Source organism: Synechococcus sp. HIMB2401 (assembly GCF_042883245.1).
Taxonomy (GTDB): Bacteria; Cyanobacteriota; Cyanobacteriia; order PCC-6307; family Cyanobiaceae; genus Parasynechococcus.
Genome location: NZ_JBDJKK010000005.1, coordinates 14,475 through 37,463, shown reverse-complemented (window position 1 = coordinate 37,463; position 22,989 = coordinate 14,475). Strand labels below are relative to the sequence as shown.

General features: G+C 58.5%; 26 protein-coding genes and 1 tRNA gene. 3 read left to right on the top strand and 24 right to left on the bottom strand.

From position 1 onward, the window contains the following. The 12 genes from AAXE93_RS10965 to AAXE93_RS10910 form a co-directional block, all read right to left on the bottom strand. On the bottom strand, window positions 1–309 hold the full coding sequence (locus AAXE93_RS10965; RefSeq protein ID WP_390130740.1) for a CpeR family transcriptional regulator: 309 nt from the start codon (window positions 307–309) through the stop codon (window positions 1–3). A gap of 28 nt (window positions 310–337) precedes the next feature. Continuing rightward, a complete protein-coding gene (locus AAXE93_RS10960) occupies window positions 338–952 on the bottom strand; it encodes a chromophore lyase CpcT/CpeT (RefSeq protein WP_390130738.1) in 615 nt (204 codons plus the stop codon). 10 nt (window positions 953–962) lie between these two features. After that, on the bottom strand, window positions 963–1,499 hold the full coding sequence (locus AAXE93_RS10955; protein WP_390130736.1) for a phycobiliprotein lyase: 537 nt from the start codon (window positions 1,497–1,499) through the stop codon (window positions 963–965). Further along, entirely contained in the window at window positions 1,496–1,666 is a 171-nt protein-coding gene (locus tag AAXE93_RS10950) for a hypothetical protein (RefSeq protein WP_170950981.1), read from the bottom strand. The genes AAXE93_RS10955 and AAXE93_RS10950 overlap by 4 nt, the downstream gene beginning before the upstream one ends. Window positions 1,667–1,787: 121 nt before the next feature. Beyond that, window positions 1,788–2,519, bottom strand: a complete 732-nt coding sequence (locus tag AAXE93_RS10945) for a phycobilisome rod-core linker polypeptide (protein ID WP_390130734.1) — start codon at window positions 2,517–2,519, stop codon at window positions 1,788–1,790. A 101-nt stretch (window positions 2,520–2,620) separates the two neighbouring features. Next, window positions 2,621–4,267, bottom strand: coding sequence for a phycobilisome rod-core linker polypeptide (locus tag AAXE93_RS10940; RefSeq protein ID WP_390130732.1), 1,647 nt, complete (start codon window positions 4,265–4,267; stop codon window positions 2,621–2,623). Between the two features lie 115 nt (window positions 4,268–4,382). Then, on the bottom strand, window positions 4,383–5,267 hold the full coding sequence (locus AAXE93_RS10935) for a phycobilisome linker polypeptide (RefSeq protein ID WP_114987441.1): 885 nt from the start codon (window positions 5,265–5,267) through the stop codon (window positions 4,383–4,385). A gap of 150 nt (window positions 5,268–5,417) precedes the next feature. Then, window positions 5,418–6,113, bottom strand: a complete 696-nt coding sequence (locus AAXE93_RS10930) for a pentapeptide repeat-containing protein (RefSeq protein ID WP_390130729.1) — start codon at window positions 6,111–6,113, stop codon at window positions 5,418–5,420. Between the two features lie 5 nt (window positions 6,114–6,118). Beyond that, complete coding sequence (locus AAXE93_RS10925; RefSeq protein ID WP_390130727.1) at window positions 6,119–6,877, bottom strand: phycobilisome rod-core linker polypeptide; 759 nt, start codon at window positions 6,875–6,877, stop codon at window positions 6,119–6,121. A gap of 72 nt (window positions 6,878–6,949) precedes the next feature. Next, complete coding sequence (locus AAXE93_RS10920; RefSeq protein ID WP_390130725.1) at window positions 6,950–7,525, bottom strand: phycobilisome polypeptide; 576 nt, start codon at window positions 7,523–7,525, stop codon at window positions 6,950–6,952. Then, window positions 7,522–7,947 carry a hypothetical protein gene (locus AAXE93_RS10915; RefSeq protein WP_115132297.1) on the bottom strand — a complete coding sequence of 142 codons (426 nt, stop codon included), beginning with the start codon at window positions 7,945–7,947 and terminating at the stop codon, window positions 7,522–7,524. The genes AAXE93_RS10920 and AAXE93_RS10915 overlap by 4 nt, the downstream gene beginning before the upstream one ends. A gap of 110 nt (window positions 7,948–8,057) precedes the next feature. After that, window positions 8,058–8,714: a TVP38/TMEM64 family protein gene (locus AAXE93_RS10910; protein ID WP_390130722.1), complete on the bottom strand. Its 657-nt coding sequence runs from the start codon at window positions 8,712–8,714 to the stop codon at window positions 8,058–8,060. 119 nt (window positions 8,715–8,833) lie between these two features. Between AAXE93_RS10910 and AAXE93_RS10905 the strand changes: the two genes are divergently transcribed. Next, window positions 8,834–9,271 carry a hypothetical protein gene (locus tag AAXE93_RS10905; RefSeq protein ID WP_390130720.1) on the top strand — a complete coding sequence of 146 codons (438 nt, stop codon included), beginning with the start codon at window positions 8,834–8,836 and terminating at the stop codon, window positions 9,269–9,271. Here AAXE93_RS10905 and AAXE93_RS10900 read toward each other — a convergent pair whose 3' ends face one another. Then, on the bottom strand, window positions 9,272–9,511 hold the full coding sequence (locus AAXE93_RS10900) for a hypothetical protein (protein ID WP_114987387.1): 240 nt from the start codon (window positions 9,509–9,511) through the stop codon (window positions 9,272–9,274). Between the two features lie 215 nt (window positions 9,512–9,726). Here AAXE93_RS10900 and AAXE93_RS10895 point away from each other — a divergent pair, with 215 nt between their 5' ends. Further along, the gene (locus AAXE93_RS10895) at window positions 9,727–11,154 is read left to right on the top strand and encodes a hypothetical protein (RefSeq protein ID WP_390130718.1); all 1,428 of its coding nucleotides are present in this window, start codon (window positions 9,727–9,729) and stop codon (window positions 11,152–11,154) included. A gap of 1,224 nt (window positions 11,155–12,378) precedes the next feature. Here AAXE93_RS10895 and AAXE93_RS10890 read toward each other — a convergent pair. The 3 genes from AAXE93_RS10890 to AAXE93_RS10880 all read right to left on the bottom strand — a co-directional run bounded on the left by AAXE93_RS10890 (window position 12,379) and on the right by AAXE93_RS10880 (window position 14,501). After that, on the bottom strand, window positions 12,379–12,633 hold the full coding sequence (locus AAXE93_RS10890; protein ID WP_390130716.1) for a hypothetical protein: 255 nt from the start codon (window positions 12,631–12,633) through the stop codon (window positions 12,379–12,381). 1,131 nt (window positions 12,634–13,764) lie between these two features. After that, window positions 13,765–13,932, bottom strand: a complete 168-nt coding sequence (locus AAXE93_RS10885) for a hypothetical protein (RefSeq protein ID WP_390130714.1) — start codon at window positions 13,930–13,932, stop codon at window positions 13,765–13,767. Then, window positions 13,926–14,501: a recombinase family protein gene (locus AAXE93_RS10880; protein ID WP_390130921.1), complete on the bottom strand. Its 576-nt coding sequence runs from the start codon at window positions 14,499–14,501 to the stop codon at window positions 13,926–13,928. The genes AAXE93_RS10885 and AAXE93_RS10880 overlap by 7 nt, the downstream gene beginning before the upstream one ends. Before the next feature lie 380 nt (window positions 14,502–14,881). Between AAXE93_RS10880 and AAXE93_RS10875 the strand changes: the two genes are divergently transcribed. Further along, window positions 14,882–15,187 carry a DUF1651 domain-containing protein gene (locus tag AAXE93_RS10875; RefSeq protein ID WP_390130712.1) on the top strand — a complete coding sequence of 102 codons (306 nt, stop codon included), beginning with the start codon at window positions 14,882–14,884 and terminating at the stop codon, window positions 15,185–15,187. Between the two features lie 1,463 nt (window positions 15,188–16,650). Here the strand turns inward: AAXE93_RS10875 and AAXE93_RS10870 are convergent. The 8 genes from AAXE93_RS10870 to nrdR form a co-directional block, all read right to left on the bottom strand. Then, window positions 16,651–16,723, bottom strand: a tRNA-Phe gene (locus AAXE93_RS10870). Window positions 16,724–16,753: 30 nt separating this feature from the next. Next, window positions 16,754–17,398 carry a ComF family protein gene (locus tag AAXE93_RS10865; RefSeq protein WP_390130710.1) on the bottom strand — a complete coding sequence of 215 codons (645 nt, stop codon included), beginning with the start codon at window positions 17,396–17,398 and terminating at the stop codon, window positions 16,754–16,756. 54 nt (window positions 17,399–17,452) lie between these two features. Beyond that, window positions 17,453–17,728, bottom strand: coding sequence for a DUF2470 domain-containing protein (locus tag AAXE93_RS10860; RefSeq protein WP_114987391.1), 276 nt, complete (start codon window positions 17,726–17,728; stop codon window positions 17,453–17,455). Window positions 17,729–17,908: 180 nt separating this feature from the next. After that, entirely contained in the window at window positions 17,909–19,147 is a 1,239-nt protein-coding gene (locus tag AAXE93_RS10855; protein WP_390130708.1) for an FGGY-family carbohydrate kinase, read from the bottom strand. 4 nt (window positions 19,148–19,151) lie between these two features. After that, window positions 19,152–20,387 carry a methionine adenosyltransferase gene (gene metK, locus AAXE93_RS10850; protein ID WP_390130703.1) on the bottom strand — a complete coding sequence of 412 codons (1,236 nt, stop codon included), beginning with the start codon at window positions 20,385–20,387 and terminating at the stop codon, window positions 19,152–19,154. 23 nt (window positions 20,388–20,410) lie between these two features. Continuing rightward, window positions 20,411–21,184 carry an HAD family hydrolase gene (locus AAXE93_RS10845; RefSeq protein ID WP_390130701.1) on the bottom strand — a complete coding sequence of 258 codons (774 nt, stop codon included), beginning with the start codon at window positions 21,182–21,184 and terminating at the stop codon, window positions 20,411–20,413. A 5-nt stretch (window positions 21,185–21,189) separates the two neighbouring features. Then, window positions 21,190–22,281 (bottom strand): 30S ribosomal protein S1, encoded by a 1,092-nt coding sequence (locus tag AAXE93_RS10840; RefSeq protein WP_115010536.1) that lies wholly within the window; start codon window positions 22,279–22,281, stop codon window positions 21,190–21,192. A gap of 173 nt (window positions 22,282–22,454) precedes the next feature. Further along, window positions 22,455–22,937 carry a transcriptional regulator NrdR gene (nrdR, locus tag AAXE93_RS10835; RefSeq protein ID WP_115010537.1) on the bottom strand — a complete coding sequence of 161 codons (483 nt, stop codon included), beginning with the start codon at window positions 22,935–22,937 and terminating at the stop codon, window positions 22,455–22,457. Window positions 22,938–22,989 lie beyond the last annotated feature (52 nt).

Below are 22,989 nucleotides of genomic sequence, written 5' to 3'. Positions count from 1 at the left end.
TCAGCTGATCTCCGCATAGCGGGTGCGTGTGGTGCCGCGTTTGGCCCAATAGGTCACCAGTGACTCACCACCGGGTCTGGGAACTGCTGCCGTAGCACGCAGGATCTTGAAGGTACGCCTTGGGCCCATCGGCCAGTTGCCGGCAGCTGCAATTTTTCGCACGCGTCCACCGATGGCTTCAATGCAACGCTCGAATTTGTCGAGGTGGGTTTGATCCACCGTTTCAAAGACGAAATCGGTTCCTTCGCAAATCAGATGCTGGGACCGGATCCAGGTTTTCAGTTGTTTCTCGGCCTCAATTGCAGACATCGTCTAGCCGCTCAGACGAGGAGGTTGCTCACCACTGGAGCCAGTTCTGGTCGAGCTCGTTCCCGAGGTGAGCCACACGTTTGAACCGCAGCGGCCCATGCTCGGAGCCCCAGCGCTGCTCATCCGTGTCGGGGTCAAAGCCTCGATCGCGACTGATCCAGTCTGTGGCGTTGACATCCACTTCGCTGACCAAATATGTGAGCCGGCCATCCCGGGGAACCATGCAGTTCTTGCCGGGTTCCACTTCACCCAGGTATCGACCGGATTCAACCTCGCGAAAGTGCATCCCACAGCCACAACGTGGCTTCAGAGACTCAGGCTTGAGGCTGTTGAGGAGTTCAGGGCGTTGGCCTGCACCAGCCAACCGGATGGGATCAGCGAATCCGTAGTTCTCAACGATGAACGTCTCATCCTCGGCCGGGAGCAATCGATGAATGCCTTGGCGATAGGGCCGCCAAGGATCATGGTCATAACTTTGCTCTGAATAAAATCCAGGTGCTTTCAGAACATCCCAGGGAAGCGGGCGAAAAAAGATGTTGATGTGAGCGAAATCCTTGGGATTCTCCTGAGACTGTTGGAGATTGCTGTAGTGCCCTGCGAGAGTCTTGGCGAACAGGAGCAGAGCCTCGTTGTTGTCTGACATTGGCGTGGGATCAGCTGCTCAGGCGCCGCACTTCAGAAGCAAAGGACGTTTGCAATACACCTGATCCAGCCGATGTGCGGAGCACGGAGGAGCGGCAGCGAACATGCTCCGAGACAAACCAGATGCGTTCTTCGGCGATGGATTGCTCGTATTGCGTGGTGAGCAGAAACGTTCCGTCGCTGAGAAAGCTGTAGCTGGATTCCGCTGGCGCTGCTTCTGCATAGCCAACACTTCGAAGCAAAACGCCTTGGCTGTCATCGCTTGGTATCGGCACAATTAGGCATGAGCCGGATGACACCTCATTGGGATCATCAGGTTCCCAATCGCTTTCGGCGGCCCAGGTCATTCGAAACGGTGCAGCAACCTCTGATCTTTCGCTCAGGCTCGACGATTGAATCAAGTCGTTGATCTCTTGATCGGAAGCGTCAATTCGTGATATTTGAACTTCACTGAGGACTTCTTCAAATTGCTGAAAAGCGAGGGAGTGGCCGGATCGCATTGATCGCCACGTTCCCTCGCTTTGAGCAACAAATTGCTCGATGTTCATTTGGTGCTGGAGTCGGTCTCAGCCTTCAGATCAGGTCGGCTGTTCTGCACCATGTTCACCATGGAGTCGATCATCATCGACATGGCAACAGGAACGGAGGACACAGAAGACTGAAAGCCCTGATTCGATCCCGGCTGGCTGTTGGTGGGTTGACGAAGGATGGGCATGATTCAAAAGCTGGCGGTTTCAGGAGATGAAATCTCCCTGGATTCACCGATTGGGTCCAGACGTTTCAGGCACCAATCATGACGGACTGATCCGGCCGCAAGGGCCGGATCAGCACAAGGATTAAGCGTTCGCAATAGAAAGAATGTTCCCGCCCTGGGCCTGGATGCTCTGAATGGTGCGGGACAGGGAGGAGTAGCTCACCACCGAGCGCTGGGCAGAGCGACGCACGGCACCCAGTTGAACGCGTGAGGTCCAAAGGATGGTGAAGCGGTTGCCGCCGCCCACCACTTTTCTGGTGCCCGCTGCCGTGGGGTTCGAGTTGGAGGCCAGGCTCACCTGCAGCACAGAGCCTTGATCGGCATCGAAGCCAGCGAAGCCAGGATCCATGGCCTGGTTGCGCTGGTAGGCCACGGTGCTTTCGCCGTCGACGCTCGTTTGGGTACGGGCGTAGGGAACCGAGTCGATGCCGAAGTTGTTCAGATACTCATCGCTGTAGGTGTAGCTGGCGATTTCGGCTTCGAAACCTTCGTCGGCCAGGCGACGCACGTGCTCACTGATTTCAGCCTGATCCCGGGGAGGACGACCCAGCAGGTGCTTGAAGTTCAGTTCAACGAAGCGGTAGGGGTTGTTCGTCTCGAGGAAAAGCCGCCGGTAGCTCTCCGACTGAGCCAGTGCTGTGACAAGACCCTGAACAGTGAGGTCGCCGTTGATGAATAGAGCTTCGATGGAGGGCTGAACGTCCAGCTCCATCAGGTGGCGGTTGCCGAAGACCTGCCGGTACACGGCACGAATGATGTCTTCAGCGTGGCTGCGATCTTGGTTGGCGGGTGTGGCCAGGGTGGCAGTGGTCATGGTTTGAGGGGAGGTGCGTCGAAAGGGGCCGGCATCGAAGTGAGGGTGATGGGCCCCTTGAGGGAGGGGGGATGTTGAGCGGGTCGAGATGACCCTTGCGATCACATCACTTCGGTGATGGAGACGATCCGGCCGCCGCGGGCGTGGATGTACTTCATCTGGCTGCTCATGTCCTTACCGGAGACGAGGTAACTCGCATTCGGCGTGCGCTGGCGTCCGCCGCGCGGCTGAGCCTGAACCACGATGCGGAAGCGCTTCGTGGTTGCAGATGGAGATCCGGCCACAGCACCGTTCCGGTTGGTCCGGCTCGTGGTGGTTCTCCAGCCACTGGGGACGGAGTTGGTGGCCATTGAGGTCACCAGGGATGCGCTGTTGAGCACGGCATCGCTGGCTGCAAAACCTTCAGCCAGCGAGAGGTGACGGTTGAAGGCCACCTGTGCCCGACCTTCTTCGGAGAGGATGCGCATGTAGGGCACCGTGTCTTCACCGAAGGTGTTCTGGTACTCAGCGCTGTCGAGGTAGCTGTTGATCTCTGCCTCGTAGCCGTCGTTGGCCAGGATCTGGATGTGCTCACTCAGTTCGGCCTGAGACTTGGGTGCCCGGCCCAGGAAGTGCTTGAAGTTGAGCTCAACGAAGCGGTACGGGGCGTTGGTTTCGAAGAAACGGCGGCTGTACTCGGGGGAGAGCGCGATCGCTCGCACCAGTTCTCTTGTGCTGAGATAGCCCTCTGCATAACGGCTTTCAGCGGCCATTGCACGCTCCGACTCCATCAGGTGGGGGTTGCCCATCACCTGGCGGTAGGTGGCACGAATCAGACCATTGATCTGATCGGCGCTGTCACCCGGGCAGCGTTGGAACACTTCCTGCTCCCGCTGTCCCAGGCCGAACCCGACGTAGGCGTCGTTGCGGATCGGGGTGGAATCTCCACCATCGCTGCTGGTGCGCTTCTTGGCAGCGAATTGCGCATTGCTGCCCAGGCCGCTGGGTTGGGCGCCGCCGGTGAAGCTGGCTCCGGAGGGCAGCTGGATGTAGGCCGTGGTGTTGCGAGCCAAGCCATTGGCCAGCTGGCTGCTGCTGCCGATGGCGCTGTCGCTGATGGCGAAGCCGCGCTCGAGGGTCGCCATGCGAGCGAAGCTGTTGTTGGGGATGCCAGCAGCGGACGTGAAGGAGCGGGTGTAAGGCACCACGTCGTCACCAAACACCTCGGCGTATTCAGCGCCATCGACGATGAAATCGATCACGGCGTCGTGGCCACCGCTTGCCAGCAGTGAAATGTGCGCCGACATCTCGGCCTGATCCACGGGAGGACGGCCCAGCAGGTGCTTCAGGTTCAGTTCGATGCCGCGCTGAGGGGCAACACCTTCGAAAAAGCGGGATTTGTAGAAGGAGGTTTTGGCCAGGCCGCGAACGAAATCGCGGGTGGTGAGCTCGCCATTGCCGTAGCGGGCTTCAAGCTCAGCGGAACGCTCGTTGTCCATCACGTGGGCGTTGCCGTACACGTGGCGGTACGCAGCACTGATGGCTGTAGCCAAGGCGGCGGAGTCGTCCGGTGCGTAGCGCTGCGCGGTGACGCCATGGGGGCAATCCTCATGATTGCGGGGCCCGATGGCGATCTTCATCGAAGCGCAGGATTGGCGCAGGAATTCGCCGTTGCTCAGGGCTGCTTTTGCGGATGCGTTGCGGGTCCGGCTGAAGGAGACGGGAGCATCGTTGAGGGAGGCGGCGCCGAAGCCTTGTGAGGCAGACATGGTGGGAGGCGGGTGAGGGGAGGAAAGGGGTTGCGGAGTGAGTTCGGATCAGGGGCGGCGATGCGGGGTCATGCGCGAACGCCCGGGCAGCCGCCTTTCTGATCGATCGGGGAACTCAGTTCACAGGTGTGATGCTGGCGATCTTGCCGCCTTCGGCATGGATGCGCTTGAACTGCTCGGAGAGCTTGTCGAAGGGCACGAAGTACACCCGGTTGGAGCGGGTGTAGCGGGAGATCCGGCGCACGTTGTTGGCGCTGTAGCCGGTGACTTCCACCCGGTAGGTCTTGCCCTGCTCGCCGGCACCCACGCCATGGCGGGTGGGGGCGTCCTGCAGGTTCTTGGAGGGGCGGAAGCTCCAGCCGGTGGCTTCGGTGGAGGAGGGGGGCACCACCGCCATCGGGCGGTTCTGATAGGCGTTGCCGCCGAGCTTGCTGCTGATCCCGGAAAGATCGCCTTTCAGGCTGCTGCTGCTGTTGCCGCGCAGCAACTGGAAGCTCCAGGTGAACTCCTGCAGGGTGGTGCAGGATTCGGTCTTCCAGCCCCGCTGGAAGGGAACAGTCCACTCGCCGTAGGTGTCCTGATAGTCGGCGCTGTCGATGAAGCTGTCGATGTCGGCTTCGTAGCCGTGGCTGTCGAGCCGCTCGGCGTGAGCACGCATCTCATCGAAGTCCACGGGGGCGCGTCCCAGCAGGTGACGGAAGGCCAGCTCGATGTAGCGGTAGCGGGAGCAGGCGTCGAAGAAGCGATCGCGGTACAGCTCGCTCTTGGCGATGCGTCGCACCAGCTCTCTCACGCTGATCTCGCCCAGCTTGAACTGGGATTCAGCGACCAGCTGACGCTCGCTCTCCATCACATAGGCATTGCCCAGTACCTGCTTGTAAACGGCGCGGATGATTTGTTCCTTCTTGGCGTCGTCATCACCAGGGATGAGTTCAAGAGGAGCTTCGCTCTCTTGCGAGAAACGCTCGACCCCGAGCAGAGAGGCAGGACCGAAGGGCATGGACAACCTGACGTGTGCGTCACGCCATGGTCATTCAGAAGTGGTGGCCTGGAGCGGGTTCTTTATAAAGCTCAATCAAATGTGTCCGAATGTTGCGTGACATGACGATTCGGCCCCCGGTTTTCGGGTGGTGGATCGGGGTAATCCTTGTCACGACAAGGATTCGAGGCTGTCGCGTGTGGTGCTCCGCGTCAGGGGATTCCAGCAGTCGAGTTCTTCGAAGGGGCGGGCCAAGAGCGCATCTCGCCGCCCACTGAGCCCTGTGGTGAGGGAGAAATCGGCTCCTTTGATCGATTCCGCAGTCTCCAGTCCTGCTTCGGAGAGGTCGGCGCCGCGAAAGTCGGCAAAGTCCAGCTGGCACGTGCCAAAGCGGGTCCCCCGGCACATGGCACCCCTAAGGATCGCGTGACGAAGATCCGATCCCACCAGTCGAACGTTGTCGAGCAGGGCACCACTCAGGTCAGCCCCGCTGAGATAGGCCCCCATCAGCACGGCGCCGCGTAGATCCATGCCGCGCAGGTCGGTGCTGTTCAAGAACACACCACTCAGCCTTGCTTTGGGGCCGACCGCCCCGCTGCTGAGCAGATCAAAGCCTTCCGGAACGCAGGTGCTGGCGTCGTAGCGCGCCAGGCGCAGGTCGGCTCCTTCCAGCTGGCAGCTGGAGAGGTCGGCTCCCCTCAGATCAGCGCGACAGAGATTGGCGCCACGCAGGTCGCCCTTATCAACAGTCACTCCCCTCCAATCGGCGCCCCGAGCATCAACTGCGCCATCGATGGACCCCGAGGCCAGGGTCTGTTCCGGCGGCTGCCAGGTGTCCAGGTTCAGGGGGTTGGAGAGCGCCGTCAAGGAAGTCAGCTGCGAAGCATCGAGAAGGCGATGGTAAGGACCACACGGCCCAGCTCGAATCCGCCGACAACCGCCAGGCCCAGCCAGAGCTTGAGGGCGAAGGCAGGAGGTTGGCCATTGACCCAGGCCGACGACATCTCCAGCTGCTGCATCTGAGCGGCCTGGTCGCTGGGAGCTCGATCCTGCAAGGCATCGCGCCAGTCGGCCCCGTAGCGCGGGAATTGCTGGTAGATCGGGGTCTCACCCAGGGATCGACCCGGCAACACGCGCGAGCGTTGCTGAGGAACCAGGTCGTAGCCGAAGCTCTCCATGTATTCAGGGCTGTCGAGCACCGCGTCGACAAAGGCTGTGAAGCCCTTTTCGCCGATCACGATCGACCAGGCCCGGCGCTCAGCGTCGCCATGGGTCGGGCGGCCGAGCACCCGTCCCACCACCTGATCCACCATCCGGTAGTTCGAGCTGCACTGGTAGTAGCCCTGCTGGAAGCGTTCCGAGAGCAGCAGGCCTCGGATGAAATCCCGCACCGTGATGTTGCCGCTGCGGAGTTGTGATTCCAGGAATGGTTCGCGATCACTGCGCATCGCATGGAAGAAGACCTGGCGGTAGGCCTGTTCGATCACGGCATCCATGTCGCTGCGGCTGGTGTCGTCACCTGCTGCAGAGGAGGGATAGAGCTGGCTCTGAACGGTGCTGTTGTCTCCGGCGAGATTGCTCACCCGACCGTTCTGCGTGCTGAGCGGGTACCCAAGGAGCGGGATGGCCATGGCGTGCGCCGTGAGTAGAAATACTTGGTGGAAATCTTCCCTTGAAGAAACTGTTTTTAGGCCAGCCGCTTATCAGCTCTTAACTGCAGTTTTGTTGAGCTGATCGCTCAGGTGTTGGAAGCAGTCGCTGATCAGCTGCTGTTCGTTCGATCGCGAGACCCCCTCCAGTGCAAGCTTTTTGAGCTGAACGAGGGCGATGTTCATCCCCTCGATGGGCACGCTCATTCGTCTGTACAGCTCTCTCAGGGCGGCCATGCCGCTCGGGTTTGTGAAGCAGCTCTGGTTGCAGGCCACCGCGTAGATGACCACGCGTAGAAAGTTCCAGCAGTCCCGCCAGCAGGCCTCTGCCCTGTCCTGAGGGTGAAGAGCTCCGCCCGGTTGCACCAGATGCTGTTGGGTTGCAAGCAGCTGTGCCCGGGCCTGGTTCACCAGGTGATCCGATCGTTGGATCAGGCTGCTGGGGAGCGACTGATCAATGCCGGAGGCCTGGCAGATCGTCGTCAGCTCCTCACTCGTGAGCTGGCGTTGGGCTTGATCAGCACGCTCAAGAATGCGGCGTGTGGCCTGCGGCAGATCTTGGTTGAGGCTTAGCCCTTGAACCTGGGCGGTCTGCACCAGGGTCTTGAAGTCGGTGTTTTGAAGGTTCAAGGGTTGACGCTGGCCACCGGTGTGGCAATCAGCCAGCCGTGGCGTTCCAGGTAAAAAGCCCACACCAGGTCGTCCCCCAGGCCAGGACAACGGCTGATGGCTGCTTCCGTGAGTTCAGTTGGTACCCCCAACTGCGTTAACAGCCAGCCGACGGCGTCTGGGCTTGATGCCGTCGCTGTGCGGATGGCAGATCCAACCACCCAGGTCAGGCGGGTGTCCTTGAGGTCTCCATTGCTTTCTTCGCAAGCCAGCAGAAGGTTGGCTGCTGTGGTGTGTTGATCAAATGTCTCCTGCCAGAGCGCGATGTTTTCATCACGGAGGTTGATCCGAAAACAACCGTCCCCCACCGGTAGATCCAGCTCACCGCTGCTGCCGGCCTGGTTCTGCAGGGTGGCAATTCTCGGATCTGCCAGTGCGCTCATCGAGAAACGCCGATCAATTCGAATGTAACCAGTGTCCAGGAATTTCCTCGACCCCAGTCAGCGGTTCGTGGGAATCGACATGGATCGGCTGTCATCCTCCAGGGCTCCTGTCAGGAGTGGGTGTTGGAGGGCGCCTCTGAGGATTTCTTTTTCAGCACACCAGTGATGGTGGCCAGAGCAAACATCGCCAGCAGAGCCAAGCCCAGGGTGAGGCTGGCGCCTTGAGCGGCACCAGCTCCAACAGCCACGAGGATCGAATCGCTGATCAGCACGCTGATCAGCAGTGCCGGAGCGAATAGACGCCAGTGGGTGCGGCTGATCCCGATGGCATAGCTGAGGAAATCAAACAGCCCGGTCATCAGCAGGCCTGTCATCAAGAAGAAGTTGCCTTCCAGCTGGTTCTTGCTGAAGCCATCGATGCGTTTCATCGCGCTAGCCCCCACCAGACGACTCACCGGTCCGCGTCCCCAGCGGCGGGCGATGAAGAAGGCCGCGCTGCAGAACACCAGGTCCGACAGGATGATTGTGAGGTAGCCCGCTTTGAAGCCCAGCAGCGAGCCGGCCAGGAGGGAATACACCGAACTGGGCAGCGCTGGCAGGATGATGCTCACCCCTCTCAGCAGGAACAGGCCGAGCGGGGCCCAGATGCCCATCTCATTCACGGCGCTTTGCAGCGGTGCGATGCCATATCGCTGCAAATAAACGACGGCAACAATGAAGACGGCGACCCAGGCGCTGACCTTCAGCCCTGTCTTCAGCCTGGACATCTCTTCAACCGCTCGAAAGCCCTGCGGAATGTAGGCCAGTCGTGGCTTTTCCCAGGGCCGTGGACACGAAGCTCAGCATCGATACCATCAGCGAAATTTCTCAACACGAGGCCAGCCCGGTGACCACCACCTCCCCGCGCACCGCGTTCGAGCAACAGCTGTGCACCCATCTGCTCAGTCTCAGTGAGGTGGTGGAAACGCTGGCGGATCGGTTGATGGAGCTGGAGACGCGGTTGGTCGCCGTTGAGGGCCAGCAGCTGGAAGATGCGGAGATCGCCGCGGTCACTGATGACGCCGGTGAACTGCTCCTGGCCAGCGAAGAAAAGGTGCGGATGCTTCGGGATCGTCTGAGCCCAGGCGAGGTGGTGGAGCTGCACGCTGATTCCCACGCCGAGGAGGCCTCAGCAGAGCACGATCACGACACTCCAGAAGCTCCTGAAATGGAGATGAGGGGGATGGATGACGACCGAGTCGAGGACGAGGCCTTCAGTGATGAGCCCCTCAGCGATGACACGGAATATGTGGATGATCCCCAGATCGATTTGCTCTCCGCCTGATCAGGCCAGTTCCAGCAACCTGATCCGGAAGGCGGCCACCTGGCGTGCCATGTCTGGGGAACTGATCAGAAAGGGGTGATCAGCCATGGCCTCGAGCACGGCTTCCAGATGCTCCTCCTGGCTGAGTTCAGCCTTGTTGCTGCTTCGCAGTTGCTTCCAGGTGCGGTCAAACACCATGGCAAAACTGTCTGCGTTATCGAAAACGCGATCTGTGCCTGCATCTGGAGAGATGAATGACACGGCAGTTTTGGCATCAATGTGATGCCAGGACCCAGATTTGAACTGGGGGCGTTGCGACAATTTGCCCCTTTAAGCGCTCAATCTGTATAGCAGCGATACTAAAAATGCCCTTTTTGGGCGTTTTTGCTTGCTGCTCCCATACCGCTCCCATACCATCGGGATGATTTGCGGTAGGTCCGAACCACTCCTGGAAGGTGTTTCGGTAGGGGAACTCTATGGGACGGTCGCTGCCACAGGAATGGATAGACGGCACCCTTCACACCCTCAACGTGGTGCGCGACCTGGGGGGCAAAGGGAACATCCCCCACACCTCTCTATCGATCGTCCGTCAGAAACCCAGCGCGAACAGCAGAAAGACCAAGAACCTCCAGTGGCGCTTCCTGCCGGAGAAAGCAGATGACCCTCGCCCGTTTGCTGGCAAAACCAATCGGGGGCGGGGAAAGCGCATCTATATAGAAGGCACTTGCGGGACCACCGACCCCTGGGAAGCAGCAAAGGTCGCGGTTGCTTCCTCTCAAAAGAAGTGGCAGGACCTCCTCTCACAGTCCCAAGTGCGGGAAGTGGAGAAGCAACACGCTCTGTCGGTCTATTGGGAGCGTTGGTATGCCAAGGCGGAACTGGAACCACGGAACAACCGAAGTCGTTGGTTGAGCGATAAGCGGAACCTTTGGAACGGGACCACAGGCATAGGCGTTCAACCCTGGGCGACGGTCAAAAGCATTCAGGCGATCACGAGCAACGACTTTTTGGAGTTTTTCCGTCTCGTCAGGGAGAACTGTGAAGCGAAGGGCAACTCAGGAGAAGAGACCAGAAGGCAATACAAGACCCTTATCCGCAACCTGTTTAAAGAGGCGAAGGCAGATTTCCCCGCTCTGTCATGCCCTGAGTTCCCTGCGATAAAGAAGAGCGTGCGTCAGAAGAGGCACTTCACCCATCAGGAGTGGGAGCAATTGGTTCGCGTTGCCGCCGAACTGTCTGGTGGTGCTGCTCGCCGGTCTCTGACGGCGGAGGAATATCGGGAACTGCCTTGGACCCCGACGAACCGTCAGAACTCACGCAACTGGGTTGATTTGTATGACGCGCTCCACTTGGAGTGGTTCTATTACCTCCGAAGTGAAGATGCTCCTCGGTTGAGAAGTGAGTGGTTCAGCGAGCAACTGACCGATGCGGGAGAACCACAAGTCATCTGCTTCCTTGAGAAAACGAAGGGTGACAGGGACAAGCACGACACCTATGCCTACCGACCAGATGCGTTGGAGAACATCCGCCGCATTCTCAAGAGGAAACCACAGGGGTGGTTGAACTTTCCCCACATCAAGAGAACGGAAGGCAGCGAAAACGAAAGCAACGTTGGAGAGACGATCAACTTCCTTCTCAAGAAGGTGTGTGAGAAGGCAGGAATCTCAACCAAAGGGATTGATTGGACTACCTGTCGCCATACCGCATTCCGGTTGACCTTGGAGGACTACCCAGAACTCGGGACCACGCAATACATCCGGCATTTTGCGGACAACGGGCATACGTCGCCAAAGATGCTGGAGGAGCGTTATTTGCGCTTTATCCAGCGTGAGAAGACAGCAGCAAAGGCGCGGGCAGCAATCACTCCAGGAAAGTGGTCGCTAATCAGCAGAACGAAGAATTAAGAGCAATTAATTTAATTACGCTCTGACGCCAATTAAAACTTGACTCGATATTAATTAACCTGTAGAATTACCTTTGTGGAGGTTGATGGGGAATTTCTAGGTTCTTGTACCCTTTGTGTCTCAATTGTTACATTAGATGTTAGTCAAACTTCTTAGATGTATAACTAGGTTTGTGACCTTTGGTCTCAAGGGTGTGTCTAAATAGGTTCTAAAGGTATGCAAACACACTAGAGACCACGAACGAAGTGAGTATTCCCCGAAGGGGAATGAATTAAATGTCCAAATAAATATAGTTGGGTTCTCCATTTAAGACTGCAAGAGAATTGAAAACCTGATCACGACTAGGAGGTCCCAACAAATCAACCACCAACACAACGCCTAATTGCCCCCAGACGAACATGATGCGTAAACCAAATAGTCAGAGATTTAACATGACCTATACCAAGAGAGAAGCACCAATCTTGGTTCCAATTGAGCACAAACTTTGTTCTGAACTGGGACTTGATCGCTCTGAACTCCATAAGACGGCAATCAAGGAGTTCTGGAACCGCCGTCAGCAATCCACCTTGGCGTTGATTTGAGGTGGGTATGGCGAAATCAGTGAAAGTCAGCGATGTCCATTACCAGATGCTTGTCGATGTCGGGAAGCGTTGGCGGATGAAACCAGATGACCTGGTGAAGGAACTGATCCAGGAGACCTACACAAACAAGACCAAGAGGAAGTGATGAATGGCATTCACAAGAGGTATTTGGATCGCACTACAAGAAGGACCTTCGATAGGTCCATGGAGATCTACGGGCAGACGCTTTGGTGATTAAGAACCACCGATATCTGCCGTTGGCGCTTTTTTAATCACTGCCTTCCAGTGATCGAGATGTAATGACATCAAACTCCTGAAGAAGAGCGTACGCATCCTCGAACCGCTCAGCATCTCTGAGTTCTTGGACCTTGTGATTCCACCAGATTCCAGTGTCGATAATTGCTTGGAGTTGTTCAGGTGAGGGGTTAAACCCTGATCCTCCAGACATAAAAGTCCTTCTGATTTCACGGAAGAGTATCTGCTGAGAGAAGAAACGCAAGTAAATGAAGACAAAGTAAGATTTACCTATGGATCTAATCTTTGGGATGGATATGATCGGTTCCTTCTGCTTAATTTTGGGTCCTGCGCTACCTCCAGAGGAGGTGCATTCATAAGAGGTATTGGACCACGCCAAATGTTGAATTCAAGAGATCTGAAGGAGTTGGATTAGGTCTGATAATTCGTCTATCTGAGCAGGTTGTTTATCCCTGTTATCAACAAAGGTCACCTCATACCCCTCGTAGTTCTTCATTAAATCCAGTTCGACGACGTCTCCGTTCAGGAACATCCGTACGTTGATCCCCCAGTCAGCGCACTGAACCAGGAGTGACTCCACCTTGTCCTCCTTCAAGTCGGTTAGGAGAGAGCGGATGGTTTCTTCGGTTTGCGCTGCGTCCATTGCTCCCTCGGGTGTCAGGGAATATCCGCGGAGTCTGAATCCAGCGGCAGGGGACTGGAGTTCAGAGTCGTTCCGTCTGCTCCTTTTGACTCCTGTTCTGCTCTGGTCAATCTCTCCACCAGGTTCAGGGTGTCGTGAGGGGACAAATCACCGTCATCGCCCCACTTGAGACTGGAAAGGTCAGGCGGGCACATGAGGGGTAAGGCAAGTATTTGCGCAACCTAAGGACGTGAGATCCCTGTTGTGCCAATGCTCCCCGAAGATTCATGGAAGAAATGCTGAATTGAGTGTCCTTGCGATACCGAACTGGTTGGGAGTGGTTTTAACTGCGCACAACCCGACCACCCAGGCATTGCGCAGAGATGGTCCAGAACCCCGCCGCTGCTTTCAGGAGTTCTCGATTTGGAGCGAACTCCTCTGTTCGCCAAAAAAGGAGCGCATGGTCCAACCCAACAAAAATCACTCGATTGACGTCCTGGGGTTTGGGGACTCGCTTGTGCGGGTTCCATACAAGGTCGTTCTCAAACAGCAGAGCAGTGCCTGAATTGGCGGCGTCCTGGGTGAAGAAGGACCAAGTGGTTTGGCGGTATTGCTTGGGTTTGCTGGACATAAATATTCCAAGTCGTTTGTCGTCCTGGATCAGAACTCCTCGAAGTGCCGTAGGGGTTCGCTCTTCCAATCGAATGGAAATGGTGGGGACCTCTTCGCTGGTTACTTCGCAGACCAATGGCAGTGGTTCTGCACTCGCAGGCATCGCTGACAGAAGCAGAAGGAGTAATGCCTTCATTCGCTGTCCTCTTGGGATGCCCAGTACGTAAGTTGTAACCCCCGCTACAACGTTCTTTACACTTCTCCACACCTTTTTCCACAGAAAGTCTTAACGCCAAGATTTTCTCCGATGGTGCTCTGAGGCACAGATCCTTCCGGTCGTCAGGCGAAGACTGGGCGCCGCATCTTTTGGTTAATGAGGGATGGGCACTGGAGAGAAGGTGATCACGCCCATCCCGTCAGCAGTACCCAATGCGTTATCTGCGGTAGGGCATTGCAGTTGCCTTCATCGTTTGCCCTTGATGAGGTGACTTGTGCGAACTGCCGCCTAAGGCAAAAAAAAGTCGTTGAGGAGTGGGGCGACTAGTCACCTACCAGCACCTCGTTGATTCGGTCTTCGAGCGTCCTGTCCTCATCTGCAGGAGCAATGGCATCACCAGTTGCCCTGAGTAGGTCAGCAGTTATCTGCCTCGCGTCTTGGTTGGTGAAGAGGAGGAACCCCAGACCAACACCCAAAAGGATCTTCAGCACGGCACCTCTTCCTGTTGCTGAATGATCCGACGAACCATCGATGTCGTCATCCCCATTGCTGACGCGATGGTTCCGTATCCATCTCCTCTCTGGCGCATCTCCACCACTGCTGCCGCCTGTTGTTGCGTGTAGTTCCTCTTCCTGCCGAACTTCACCCCTCTGCTCTTGGCGACCTCACGTCCTTCAGCAGTGCGCTTCTTGATGGACTTCAGTTCCATCTCGGCGGCGTAACCCATGACGCCCACTACCAACTTGACCAACTCCTCAGGCATCGAGGCAGTGTCCAGTCGTCCATCAAGGGTTTTGATCGCGACCCCGCGTTCGATCAAACCGTTGACCTGAACAAGCATTTCGACCATTGAGCGCCCCAGGCGGTCGAGTTCGTGAATGACAAGGGTGTCGCCATCACGGAGACCATCCAGGCACTTGGAGAGTTCAGGTCGTTCTCCATAGGCAGAGGTTCCAGTGATCTGGTCTCCATAGATCCGTTCGCACCCTGCTTCCTTCAGCGATTGCTCTTGGCGTTCGCTGTCTTGCTCAGCGGTGCTGGTCCTCCAGTAACCCCAGATCGCTATGACTGCCCTGTCGAATCTCTGTCGGAACTATAGCACATTTCGACAGGGTGTTTCGACAGGGCAAGAACGCAGTTGCAGTGGTTTTTGCATGACCTGTCGGAACTTGAAAGTTTCGACAGACCTCTTGGAATCTTCTGTTTTCGTCCTTGACCAATCCCTGCGAACCAGGACTAAAACAGATGTACTACTCACAAGGAGGGTTCGATGTCGGAAGAGGAATGGGACTTTGTGGATGGTCTGAAGCAGACCAGATCCTCTTGCGTCTGCATGACGTGCCAGCACTTCTCCTATGTCTGCGACCAGCACTGCCACACGTTGCTGACCTGTGGTCTTCAGCGTCGTCAGGTTCCCCACGGAGAGCACCTGACGAAGAGGTGCCGCAACTGGATGGTCCGCAGGGAAGCGGAAATGGGTTGGTGTCCGGAGGTGGCGTGATGCAAGAGGGATGGTTGATCGATGCCAACGACCATTGGGTCTGGCGGTTTCACCAGGACAACTCCGCCTGGGTAAGAGATCCCAAGGTCTTTATTGACCGAGGGCGTCAGATGCCCGAAGGTCCACCGCTGCTCAAGGAGCGCCGATATCTGAGGAAAGACGCCGCAGAGCAGTTGTGGAAGTCGCTTCAGACGCAGGGGTGGAAGAAGACAAGACCGCTGTGGGGTGCGACTGCTGAACCCTGAAGCAGGTCTTTTTACGGATGTCTTGCCTTGGCGGTATTCCTAGAAAAAGAGCACGACACCTACGGAACCGCATTTCATTAGGACGGGGTTAGGTGCCAAGGGGCGGGTCACTCCCGCCCTTCTTCATGGGTAGGCATCTTTAGAGGCAGGGTCGGAAACCTCTGAAGACGCCTGACTGGGGCGTTTCTACTGAAGAACCTTGAAGTAGCGCCTGACGTCTTGCTTCCGCTGGGATTAGACAGTTGAAAGATCGTCACTTCCCTGACATGTCTGCTAAGTGCGTCAATTGCCAGAACTTCCAGGGAGAACCTGGTTTCAGCGGCATTTGCCGTGTGTGGCAGCACATTGTTCCTGCTTGGCGCTCGCACTTCTTCAAGTGTGAGCACTGGACGCCCCAGCGGTTCGGCAACCCGTAAGCACAAATGCTTATTGGGCGGTGTTAGACCAGTCGTATCGCATGAGAGCGAGGAACCCAGGAGGTCAAACACTCCTGGGTCTTTTCTTGGAAAACGCTCACGGCACTCACGGCAGTCCCCCCTCATCGGTAAGGGTGGTCGCCGCTTGGCGTCGTCCCGCCCAGCGGCACTTTCAGTTTCCGAAGGACCGATAGGGATACCGGTCCTTTTTTTTGTGTCCATGGGGGGCAGAAAGGGGTAGTTCCTCTCATGCCCCGGTGCTCTGAACCCTCTTAGAACAGGAATGAGGTCAGAGACCGCTGAAGCAGTAACCAGGTCTCAACGACCTTCAGGGGGGTCCCGCACCCCCCTTTTAAATGCGCGCTTCTACGCATGGCGGCAGCATTCCAGGGACGCGAAAGTTCCATCAACCCTCTCTGGAGGGGTGAATGCGTCATCGAGGGAGGGACTAGGGAACCCTCCTTTTTCTTGGTTGCCTCACACCAGCGACGTTTTGTCGTGATGGCGACGACTCGTAGGTATTTCTTCCGTCATCTTTAGTTCGTTCCCTTCGGTGAGGGGACGATGCGTCGTACGTGGAGGGATTAGGGACCCTCCTTTTTTTTGGCAGTTTGTAAAAAGTGCTCTCGACGCTTCCTTTGCACCGGTGATGCTGGTCATGGACCTCCCGGTTCGACGCATTCATACCCCGATTGGGCGGCATTCCCTGCCGCCTTTTTTATTGCTTACGGGCGACCGAACCATGAGCGGTCCTCACCACCTTTTCTGACGGTTCTCCTGCTCCCCACCGGAGAAGACCAGGAGGAAGGTGATGGGGCGTCAGAACGAGAGGACGGGACCTCTGGGGTGTGGGCACTCCAGGGGTCTTTTTTTGCCCTTGGGTAGGGGAAATCTGGGGACCTTTCCTCGTCTGACCAAAAGGGCGCGCTCCCCTACTGCTCCCCTACCGTTTCGGCAAAATTCAATTGGGTGCTTGAAGCACTAGAAAGGCACGTAACAACACCAGATATGGTGCTTTCACGTGCCTTTTTAGGCGTTTTCGGGAAATGCCAGGACCCAGATTTGAACTGGGGACACGGCGATTTTCAGTCGCCTGCTCTACCAACTGAGCTATCCCGGCGCGCCGCCGAAGCGACTCCGGAATCTTAAATCACCGCCTGCGCTCCTTTGCGGGGGTTCGTCCCAGGCAGATCAATCCAGCCACGTGGTGGCCAGTAGCTTCAAGGGCCTGACGGGCAGCCAAAGCAGTGGACCCGGTCGTGAGGATGTCGTCCACGAGCCAGACCGAGCTGTGGGCTCCTTGTTTGTCCATCGGGAAGGCCCGGAACGCCCCGATCAGGTTGGTTTGGCGTTGGCGTCTGTTCAGATGGTGTTGGCTCAACCCGGCACGGGTGCGGTGCAGCAGCTCTGCCGTCGGCCGGCCCAATCCCAGGGCAATGCGCTGCGGCAGGGGGTTGGATCGTTGCCGCTTCCAGCTTGGAATCGGCACCAGCACGGCTGTTGCAGACAGGACGAAGCGCTCAGACAGCAGCTGAACCAAGGCCGCAAGCGCTTTGCCTTGGCGCGGTTGACGCAGCTTCAGCAGCAGCTGGCGCAAATTGCCTGCGTAAGGCCCGAGAGCGCACCACGGCAAGGGCAGCAAACCCTTGAGCCCCTCACAAGGGAGAGCAAGGGCATCGAGGCACGTGGTGCAGGGAGCCGTCGGCGGCAGCGGACTGTCCAAAGGTCCATCACAGATCGGGCAGCGGGGCTCGATCAGCAGAGCTTGGGCAAAGCTCAGGAGCGCACGATGCACAGCAGGTGGGTCGCTGCAACGATCGTTCCCCTGTTGGGCTGAATCGCTCCGAGATCAGGCGCCTTCTTTGGGCATCGCCCGCAGCATGGCCACCAAGGTGCGGTGAGCGTCTTCGCTGTCGGTGAGGGTGTGATCAAAGGCAATGCTGATGCTGGCGCCATCCACCTCCAGTTCCATGGTTTCTGCTTTCACAGACACCATGCGCGCTGCAGCGGGATTGCTGACGCCGCCGTAGTGCTTGGCATAGGCGAGCACCGCTTCGGCATGGTCGTCGTTCATGTGTTTGCAGATCCGTGTGCTGACGGCATCAGTGAGGGGGTCTGCAGGCATTGGGATCAAACAGGTGAGTGCAATCTTTGCAGTGATCGGCTCAAGCGAAGCGCTCGATCAACAAAAGGCCGAGGCGAATGCCGCTGAAGCCCACGTACCCGGCCAGAACGACGAAAAGGCCGATGGCCAGACCATCGCGGAGCTTGGTGGGCATGGGGGTGGGGCGTGTTGCCGGAATTCTCACCCGACCAGGGCCTGTTGGGCCAGTCGCGCCACCCCTGCAGCAGGGGGAGTTTGGCAACTCGTTACGGCGCAGCCGAGGCGGCGTTCCCGCAGCCGTCGCCATTGGGGATTGCGCGCTCCACCGCCGATGCTGATGATCCGCCTGGGTGCAGCAGCACCCAGCTCGTTCAGGCGCTGCCAACCCTGCGCTTCGATCTCGGCGAGACCTTCCAGCAGTCCATGCAGATACAGGGCATCGCTCACCGGCCGTGGTTCAAGCACCGGCAGCATCTCCGGATCATCCACAGGGAAACGTTCCCCCGGGGCAAGAAGCGGCCGCAGGCGGAGTCCACTGTCGGTGTTCGGGTTGATCTGGCGGCTCAGTTCGCTGAGTTGGTCGTCGCTGTAAAAACGCCGCAGCACACCGGCCCCTGCATTGGAGGCGCCTCCACAGAGCCAGCGTCCCCCCACGCGATGGCTGGTGACGCCCGGGGCGTGCAGGGGCGTCTCGGTGAAGCACTTCATCACCAGGGTGGTTCCCAGCACGGTGATCCCATCTCCGGGACCGGGATCGGCGGCGAGAACGGCGGCATTGGAATCCGTTGTGCCGGCAACGACGATCAGATCGTTCTCCAGGCCCAAGGCCTTCGCCTGCTCCGGTGCAATAGTCCCGAGAATGCTGCCGCTGGGATGGATTTCAGGCAGTGCCTGCCGCCAGGACTGTTCGGCAAAACGGGCTGGCCAGCTGTTGGTGATCAGATCCCAACCCAGACGCAGGTTGTTGCCTTCTTCTCCCCAGCGCCAATCGTTCAGCAGCCATCCGCTGATCCAGTCGGCCTGATGCCGCAGCAGGATCGCCTCGCCATGGCAGTTGAGGAGCCGCAAGGCCCGGGCCAGGCTGCCGCTGCAGCTGGCGGCTGGACTACCGGGATCCACCAAAGGCGGCAGGGCTGACTGCAGCTCAGGGCAGCTCTGGGAATAGGCCAGTGCTTTCCCCAGTGGGGAACCATCGCGATCACAGGCCAGCAGCGTGCCGGAGGTGCCATCCACGGCGAGTGCTTTCAGCTGGGATCGCAGCTGGGCTGGGATTGCCCTGATCAGGTCTCCACAGCCTTCGCTCCAACTGTGGGGGTTGGCGAAGTCTCCGCCGTAGGCCTGGGATCGGCTGTCGAGCAGCGCGCCATCAGCGGCAACAACGGCTGTGCGGATTCCGCTGGTGCCCAGGTCGATTCCGAGCACCAGCGGTGAATCCGTCATGGCTTCAGGCCGCGGCGACCTGCTTCAGCTCATGGCTTTTCGATGTCACGTCTTCCCAGGGCGCGTTGAGGTCGTTGCGCCCGAAATGGCCGTAAGCCGCAGTGTCCTGATAGAAACGGCCGCCCCGTTGCTGGGGCAGGTTGCGCAGACCGAAGGTCTCGATGATGGCGCCGGGGCGCAGATCGAAGTGTTCCTGCACCAAGGCAGTGAGGGCATCGTTGGCCAGTGTGCTGGTGCCGAAGGATTCCACCAGGATCGACACGGGCTTGGCCACGCCGATGGCGTAGCTCAACTGCACTTCGGCCCGTTCGGCGAGCCCTGCGGCCACAAGGCACTTGGCTACGTAGCGCGCGGCGTAGGCGGCCGAACGGTCCACTTTGGTGGGGTCCTTGCCGGAGAAAGCACCACCGCCGTGGCGGGCATAGCCGCCGTAGGTGTCCACGATGATCTTGCGGCCGGTGAGACCGGCATCGCCCTGAGGGCCGCCCACCACGAACTTGCCGGTGGGGTTCACCAGATACTTGGTGGCCTCACGGGAGGGCTTGAGGGCCAGATCGGCGGTCGCCGGCTCCACCACATGGGTCCAGAGGTCTTCGGTGATGCGCTCGCGGATGCCCTGCTCATCACTGATCCCGTCCACTTCAGCGGTGTGCTGGGTGGAGATCAGGATCGTGTCGATCGAGACGGGCTTGTCGTTTTCGTAGACGACGCTCACCTGGGTTTTGCCATCGGGAAGCAGGTAACCCAGGGTTCCGTTGTGGCGCACTTCGGCCAGGCGGCGCGACAGCCTGTGGGCCAGGCTGATCGGCAACGGCATCAGCTCGGGCGTCTCGTTGCAGGCGTAGCCGAACATGATTCCCTGGTCGCCGGCACCCACCAGATCCAGGGGATCACCGGCGTGGTCGTCGGCCTCGTTTACGCCCTGGGCGATGTCGGGGGACTGTTGGTCGAGGGCCACCAGAACTGCACAGCTGTTGGCATCGAAGCCACCGGCCCGGGCGCCGCTGTAACCGATCTCCTTGATCACGTTGCGCACCAGGTGGATGAAATCCACCTGCGCCTTGGAGGTCACCTCACCGGTGATCATGCAGAGGCCGGTGTTCACAACGGTCTCGCAGGCCACGCGGCTGGCGGGATCCTGGGCCAGCAGAGCGTCAAGAACGGCGTCGCTCACCTGGTCGCAGATCTTGTCGGGATGCCCTTCGGTGACGGACTCAGACGTAAAGACGTAACGGCTCATTCGGCGCTCCAGATCGGGCGACTTTACGAGTTGGTGCTTACGGAGAGGTGATCCCAGCTGTGGAGCAGATGCTGGGCTGATGGCAGTTTCGGAGCACTCTTCCAGCCACCGGTGAAGCCGATCACGCCGCCGATTCCGGCTTCGAGGGCCATTTGGAGGTCGGTCTCCGCATCGCCAACCAAGGCACACCGTTGGGGTGGCAGGCCAAGCCTGTTGCACAGCTCCAGAACGGCCTGTGGATCGGGTTTGCGCGGATGGTCATCAGCACTCCAGATTCCTGCAATGCCTGCGCCGAGCTGATGGTGACCCAGGAACTCTTCAATGCCGGACCGGGTGTCGTTGCTGATCACAGCTGAGGTGACACCCTGCTGATGCAGGTTCCGCAGCAGTTGCCCAGCCCCGTTGATCAACGGGCTTGGGGTGGTGTCGATCAGGCCCTCCTGGTCAACTGCATCGAAGCAGGTGTGGGCCAGGGAGAGAGCCTGGGGCCATGAGCAGCCCATCAGGCAGAACACCGTTGCAGTCGAGGCGATGTTGTCCTGCCTGGAGGCAACCGCCAGTGTTCCGCCGGGATCGAGCATTCCTTGATCAACACCAAACGCTCTGCGCAGGGTGTGGCTCAGCTCAGAGGGGTTCAGCGCAGGGGCTTGTTCCTGAGCAACCTTGACGGCTTTGTTGATGCGTGCGTCTGCTAAGGCCAGCAGATGCGGCTCGCTATGGGAAAGGGTGCCGTCCTTATCGAACAGCACCCCTTGGAAATTGCCGATGGGATGTCCCTTCAGCAGCAGTTGGGCCATCAGGCTCAGATCATCATGGAGCTGATCGGATCTTCGCCCTCTTCGGCCTGCTCCATCAGCATCTGCTTGTAGCGAGCAGCCATTTCCTCGGCCTTCTCGAACACCTTCTGGGGGTCGGTCAGCATGTCGCCGGGTTCGGGCTCGAGAGCCTTCGTGGACAACGAAATCCGGCCGCGCTCGGCATCCAGATCGATGATCATCACTTTCATCTGATCATTCACGTTCAGCACCGAGTGGGGGGTCTCGATGTGCTCGTGGCTGATCTCGGAAATGTGCAGCAGACCGCTGACACCACCGATGTCGATGAAGGCGCCGTAGGGCTTAATGCCGCGGACGGTACCCACCACAACTTCGCCCACTTCCAGGCGATTCATCTTCCGCTCCACCAGGGCGCGGCGGTGGCTGAGCACCAGGCGGTTGCGCTCCTCGTCAACCTCGAGGAACTTCAGAGGCAGGAAGTCGGCAACCAGTTCTTCCTTCGGCTTGCGGGTGCTGATGTGGGATCCGGGGATGAAGCCCCGCAGACCTTCCACGCGCACCAAGGCACCACCACGGTTGGTGGCAAACACTTCGGAGTAGATGGTGGCGTCTTCCTTCTGGAGCTGGCGGACCCGCTCCCATGCCCGCTGGTATTCGATCCGACGGATCGACAGCGCCAGCTGACCATCTTCGTTCTCCTCACTCATGATGAAGAACTCACGGATCTCACCGGGCTGGAGCACGTCGCTCAGACCCTCGACCCGGTTGATCGACACCTCTTGCAGAGGCATGAAGGCAGCCGTCTTGGCGCCGATGTCGATCATGGCGCCCTTCGATTCCAGGGCGAAGACCGTGCCGTTGACGATGTCGCCAGGCTTGAAGTTGTAGTCGTACTTGCTGAGGAGAGCCGCGAACTCATCCAGGGTGAATCCGGCGTCGTCCAGGCTGCGGCTGGCGGCGCGGCTGGTTGGATCATCCGCAGTGGGGACGTCTTCGGGAATGCTCAGATCCTCACCCTCAAACGCCTGTTCGGCGGCGGCGGTTTCTGCAGAGGCTTCTGTGGCGTTCGCGTCCTGAACCTGATCCTGGATCTGATCTTCTGTCGGAGTCGCAGACATGGGGGGCTGGCGGTCTACCTCAGGTGGGTAGTTCGAAAAAATCGCATGGAACGCCCGCCGACGTTTCACGGAGAATTTCTGAGTTTACAGATACGACCGACAGCTCTTCTCTCGCAGCGATGGCATGCACGGGTTCAACGAACCGATTCAGTGCACTGGTTCAGCGAAACGATTCAACGAACAGTAGCCAGATGGTTCTGTTCCTGATCGGCGTTCAGTGTTTCCAGGGTCGAGACGAAGTCGTCGATGCCTCGGAACTGGCGGTAAACGGATGCGAACCGGATGTAGGCCACTTCGCTGATCTGTTTGAGATCCCTCAGCACGAATTCACCGATCTCGGTGCTGCTCACTTCCTTTCCGGTGCGTTGCTGGAGTTTCAGTTCGAGTTCTTCCACGAGGGATTCGAGCCGAGAGGTGTCCAAGCCCGTTTTCTCGCAAGCTCGATTCAAGCCGTGCAGCAACTTGCTGCGACTGAAGATTTCCCGGTTGCCGTTGCGTTTGATCACCGTGATCGGAACGGTCTCCACCCGTTCGTAGGTGGTGAAGCGAAATTCACAGTTGAGGCATTCACGCCGTCGTCTCACGCTGCGTCCACCATCCGCTGCCCTGGATTCGAGAACGCGACTATCTGTGTTTTGGCAGGAGGGGCACTGCATCCCCGAGGGCATCAAATAGTTGCACCAACTGTAGACACTGATTTGAGACTTG

Coding starts and splice junctions, on each gene's coding strand:
- AAXE93_RS10945 (WP_390130734.1), bottom strand. CDS start 2,519: ATGACCACTGCCACCCTGGCCACACCCGCCAACCAAGATCGCAGCCAC.
- AAXE93_RS10860 (WP_114987391.1), bottom strand. CDS start 17,728: ATGCCTGCAGACCCCCTCACTGATGCCGTCAGCACACGGATCTGCAAA.
- AAXE93_RS10915 (WP_115132297.1), bottom strand. CDS start 7,947: ATGAGCGCACTGGCAGATCCGAGAATTGCCACCCTGCAGAACCAGGCC.
- AAXE93_RS10925 (WP_390130727.1), bottom strand. CDS start 6,877: ATGGCCATCCCGCTCCTTGGGTACCCGCTCAGCACGCAGAACGGTCGG.
- AAXE93_RS10895 (WP_390130718.1), top strand. CDS start 9,727: ATGGGACGGTCGCTGCCACAGGAATGGATAGACGGCACCCTTCACACC.
- AAXE93_RS10950 (WP_170950981.1), bottom strand. CDS start 1,666: ATGCCCATCCTTCGTCAACCCACCAACAGCCAGCCGGGATCGAATCAG.
- AAXE93_RS10845 (WP_390130701.1), bottom strand. CDS start 21,184: ATGGCCCAACTGCTGCTGAAGGGACATCCCATCGGCAATTTCCAAGGG.
- AAXE93_RS10855 (WP_390130708.1), bottom strand. CDS start 19,147: ATGACGGATTCACCGCTGGTGCTCGGAATCGACCTGGGCACCAGCGGA.
- AAXE93_RS10965 (WP_390130740.1), bottom strand. CDS start 309: ATGTCTGCAATTGAGGCCGAGAAACAACTGAAAACCTGGATCCGGTCC.
- AAXE93_RS10910 (WP_390130722.1), bottom strand. CDS start 8,714: ATGTCCAGGCTGAAGACAGGGCTGAAGGTCAGCGCCTGGGTCGCCGTC.
- AAXE93_RS10955 (WP_390130736.1), bottom strand. CDS start 1,499: ATGAACATCGAGCAATTTGTTGCTCAAAGCGAGGGAACGTGGCGATCA.
- metK (WP_390130703.1), bottom strand. CDS start 20,387: ATGAGCCGTTACGTCTTTACGTCTGAGTCCGTCACCGAAGGGCATCCC.
- AAXE93_RS10890 (WP_390130716.1), bottom strand. CDS start 12,633: ATGGACGCAGCGCAAACCGAAGAAACCATCCGCTCTCTCCTAACCGAC.
- AAXE93_RS10840 (WP_115010536.1), bottom strand. CDS start 22,281: ATGTCTGCGACTCCGACAGAAGATCAGATCCAGGATCAGGTTCAGGAC.
- AAXE93_RS10935 (WP_114987441.1), bottom strand. CDS start 5,267: ATGCCCTTCGGTCCTGCCTCTCTGCTCGGGGTCGAGCGTTTCTCGCAA.
- AAXE93_RS10960 (WP_390130738.1), bottom strand. CDS start 952: ATGTCAGACAACAACGAGGCTCTGCTCCTGTTCGCCAAGACTCTCGCA.
- nrdR (WP_115010537.1), bottom strand. CDS start 22,937: ATGCAGTGCCCCTCCTGCCAAAACACAGATAGTCGCGTTCTCGAATCC.
- AAXE93_RS10940 (WP_390130732.1), bottom strand. CDS start 4,267: ATGTCTGCCTCACAAGGCTTCGGCGCCGCCTCCCTCAACGATGCTCCC.